At 75.7% G+C, this 3,795-nt stretch carries 4 protein-coding genes; all 4 read left to right on the forward strand.

From position 1 onward, the window contains the following. Window positions 1-940 (forward strand): biotin/lipoyl-containing protein (locus ACFXA3_RS21755; protein WP_385189031.1); only part of this gene is annotated, 940 nt, incomplete at its 5' end. Then, complete coding sequence (locus tag ACFXA3_RS21760) at window positions 937-2,097, forward strand: acyl-CoA dehydrogenase family protein (RefSeq protein ID WP_385189033.1); 1,161 nt, start codon at window positions 937-939, stop codon at window positions 2,095-2,097. The genes ACFXA3_RS21755 and ACFXA3_RS21760, both read left to right, overlap by 4 nt. A 265-nt stretch (window positions 2,098-2,362) precedes the next feature. Then, window positions 2,363-3,100, forward strand: coding sequence for an enoyl-CoA hydratase family protein (locus ACFXA3_RS21765; RefSeq protein WP_385189034.1), 738 nt, complete (start codon window positions 2,363-2,365; stop codon window positions 3,098-3,100). Then, window positions 3,088-3,705 carry a TetR/AcrR family transcriptional regulator gene (locus ACFXA3_RS21770; RefSeq protein ID WP_385189036.1) on the forward strand — a complete coding sequence of 206 codons (618 nt, stop codon included), beginning with the start codon at window positions 3,088-3,090 and terminating at the stop codon, window positions 3,703-3,705. The genes ACFXA3_RS21765 and ACFXA3_RS21770 overlap by 13 nt, the downstream gene beginning before the upstream one ends. Window positions 3,706-3,795: the final 90 nt, after the last annotated feature.

Below are 3,795 nucleotides of genomic sequence, written 5' to 3' on the forward strand. Positions count from 1 at the left end.
TTTTTTTTATTCCGCCCCGGGCGGCGTCCCCCCCCCCCGCGCCGCCCGGGGGGGGGTCGGGGTGCCCCGGGGCGGCGCCGCGGGGCCCCCCGTCGGCCTCCACTACGACCCGATGCTCGCCAAGGTCGTCGCCCACGCCCCCACCCGGGCCGAGGCCGTCCGCGCCCTCGCCCATGCCCTGGCCGGAGCCCGCATCCACGGCCTGGCCACCAACCGCGAGCTCCTCGTACGTTCTCTGCGGCACCCGGAGTTCGCCGAGGCGCGGCTCGACACCGGGTTCTACGAACGCCACCTCGGCTCCCTCACCGAAGGCGGCCCGGACGCCACCCCGGCCGTGATCGCCGCCGCCCTCGCGGACGCCGCGCCGGCCCCCGGCGCCCCGCTCGCCGGCCGCCTCGGCGGCTGGCGCAACCTCCGCTCCCAGCCGCAGGTCCGCCGCTACAGCGCGGCCGGCACCGCGTACGAGGTCCGCTACCGGCCCGCCCGCAGCGGCCCCCCGGAGCTCGTGGACCACCCGGGCGTTCGAGTCCTGGCCGCGGAGCGCGAGCAGGTCACCCTCGAAATCGAGGGCGTCCGCCGGATGTTCCACGTGAAACGCAAATCGAACACGGAGGGTGCGCCGGCCGAGACGTATGTCGATTCCGTGCTCGGCGCGCACACCCTCACCCCCGTCCCCCGGTTCGCCGATCCCCAGGACCGCACCGAACCCGGCTCCCTGCTCGCCCCCATGCCCGGCACCGTCGTCCGCGTCGCCGAGGGCCTGGCCCCCCGCGACGCCGTCACCGCCGGGCAGCCCCTGCTCTGGCTGGAGGCCATGAAGATGGAGCACCGCATCGTCTCGCCCGCCTCCGGCACGCTCACCGCGCTCCACGCCACCCTCGGCCACCAGGTCGAGTTCGGCGCCCTGCTCGCCGTAGTCCAGGAGGAAACGCCCGCATGAGCTCCGTCGTCGAAACCGAAGAGCACAAGGCCCTGCGCGCCGCCGTCGCCGCCCTCGGGCAGCGCTACGGGCGCGACTACCTCGCCCGCGTCGCCCGGGAGGGCGGCCACCCCGACGAGCTGTGGGCCGACGCCGCCAAGCTCGGCTACCTCGGGGTCAACCTCCCCGAGGAATACGGCGGCGGAGGCGGCGGCATCGCCGAACTCTCCATCGTCCTCGAAGAACTGGGCGCCGCAGGCTGCCCCCTGCTGATGATGGTCGTCTCGCCCGCCATCTGCGGCACGGTCATCTCCCGCTTCGGCACCGAGGCCCAGAAGCGGGCCTGGCTCCCCGGCCTCGCCGACGGCAGCCGCACCATGGCCTTCGGCATCACCGAACCCGATGCCGGCTCCAACTCCCACCGCATCACCACCACCGCCCGCCGCGACGGGGACGACTGGATCCTCACCGGGCGCAAGGTCTTCATCTCCGGCGTGGACATCGCCGACGCCACCCTCATCGTCGGCCGCACCGAAGACGCGCGCACGGGCAGCCTCAAGCCCTGCCTGTTCATCGTGCCGCGCGACACCCCGGGCTTCTCCCGCTCCGTCATAGAGATGGAACTCCAGGCGGCGGAAAAACAGTTCGAACTCGTCCTGGACGAGGTCCGGCTGCCCGCCGACGCGCTCGTCGGCGACGAGGACGCCGGCCTCCTCCAGCTGTTCGCCGGCCTCAACCCCGAACGCATCATGACCGCCGCCTTCGCCATCGGCATGGGCCGCCACGCCCTCGCCAAGGCCGTCGACTACGCGAAGACCCGCCAGGTCTGGAAGCAGGAGATCGGGGCCCACCAGGCCATCGCCCACCCCCTCGCCGCAGCCCACATCGACCTCGAACTCGCCCGCCTGATGATGCAGAAGGCCGCGCACCTGTACGACGCGGGCGACGACATGGGCGCCGGCGAGGCCGCGAACATGGCCAAGTACGCCGCCGCGGAGGCCTGCGTGAAGGCGGTGGACCAGTCCGTCCACACCCTCGGAGGCAACGGCCTCACCCGCGAATACGGCCTGGCCGCCCTGATCACGGCCTCCCGGGTCTCCCGCATCGCCCCCGTCAGCCGCGAGATGATCCTCAACTTCGTCTCCCACCAGACCCTCGGCCTCCCCAAGTCCTACTGACCGATCGCCGGCCGGGGGCACCGCCCGAGCCCCCGGCGCCAGGCCGGGAGTTCGACGAAGGGGCGGCCGCCCGGGCCCGGCACCCAGGCCGCGGGCGGTGTCCCGGCGCAGCGGCGGCCACCGGCCGGCCGCCCGGCAGGGGGGCACTCGGCCGGACGGGCGGCGCCCCGGCCCCGCGCCCCGGACAATGGGTCCGGCCCTGCGCGGCCCCGCCGGCGCCGGCCGGACGATCCGCACCACCCGCACGACCTCCGGAGGACACCGCATGACCCGCCCCGTCGGCGCCGCGCGAGCGCCCGGCATCACCACCCTCACGCTCGACTCCCCGGCCAACCGCAACGCCCTGTCCGCGGACCTCGTCGGCGACCTGCGCGCGGCCCTCGCCGCCGCGGCGGCGGACCCGGAGGCCCGGGCCGTCGTCCTCACCCACACCGGCACCACGTTCTGCGCCGGCGCCGACCTGAAGTCCCCCTGCGACCCCGCCGACTTCCTCGCCCTGCTCCGCGAGATCGCCGAACTGCCCAAGCCGGTCGTGGCCCGCGTCACCGGCCACGTCCGGGCGGGCGGCCTCGGCCTCCTCGGCGTCTGCGACATCGCCGCCGCCGGCCCGGAGTCCACGTACGCCTTCACCGAGACCCACCTCGGCGTCGTCCCCGCCGTGATCTCCGCCCCGCTGCTGCCGCGCCTGGACCCGCGCGCGGCCGCCCGGTACTTCCTCACCGCCGAGGCCTTCGACGCCACCGAAGCCGCCCGCATCGGCCTGCTCACCCTCCACGGCGACGACGTCGACCAGGTCCTCGCGCCCGTACTCGCAGGCCTGCGCAAGGCCGGACCGCAGGCCCTCGCCGCCACCAAGGAACTGCTCACCGCCCCCGTCCGGGCCGTCCTGGCGGCCGACGGCGCCGCGCTCACGGAGCTGTCCGCACACCACTTCGGCTCCGCCGAGGCCCGCGAGGGCATCACCGCCCGCTTCGAGCGCCGGGACCCGGCATGGGCCCTGTGACCGACGCGCGGCCCGCGCACGACGCCCCGTCCGGGCCCAAGCAGGCCCGCAGCCGCGTCACCCGCCGCCACCTCCTGGAGGCGGCCGTCGCCTGCCTCGCCGAACAGGGCTGGGCCGGCTCCACCGTCGCCGTCGTCGCCGAACGCGCGGGCGTCTCCCGCGGCGCCGCCCAGTACCACTTCCCGACGCGCGAGGACCTGTTCACCGCCGCCGTCGCCTACGTCTCCGAAGAACGCTCCGCGGCCCTGCGCGACCTCTTCCACGCCGGACCGGCCGCCCGCCCCGCCGTCGTCGAAGCCCTCGTCGACCTCTACACCGGAGCCCTCTTCCGCGCGGCCCTCCAGCTGTGGGTCGCCGCCTCCAACGAGGAACAGCTGCGCCCCCAGGTCACCGAACTGGAGGCCCGCGTCGGCCGCGAGACCCATCGCATCGCCGTGGAACTCCTCGGCGCCGACGAGTCCGTCCCGGGCGTACGCGAAACCGTGCAGGGCCTCCTGGACATGGCCCGCGGCCTCGGCCTGGCCAACGTCCTCACCGACGACACGGCCCGCCGTGCCCGCGTGGTCGCCCAGTGGTCCCGGATCCTGGACGCCACCCTCGGCTGAGCCCGCACGCGCCGAGGGCGGCGCCCCCCCCCCGGGCCGGGGTGGGGTGGGGCGCCGGGGGGGGGGGGGGGACCGGGGGGTAGGGCGGGG

Source organism: Streptomyces sp. NPDC059456, from assembly GCF_042750055.1.
In the GTDB taxonomy this organism is placed as follows: Bacteria; Actinomycetota; Actinomycetes; order Streptomycetales; family Streptomycetaceae; genus Streptomyces.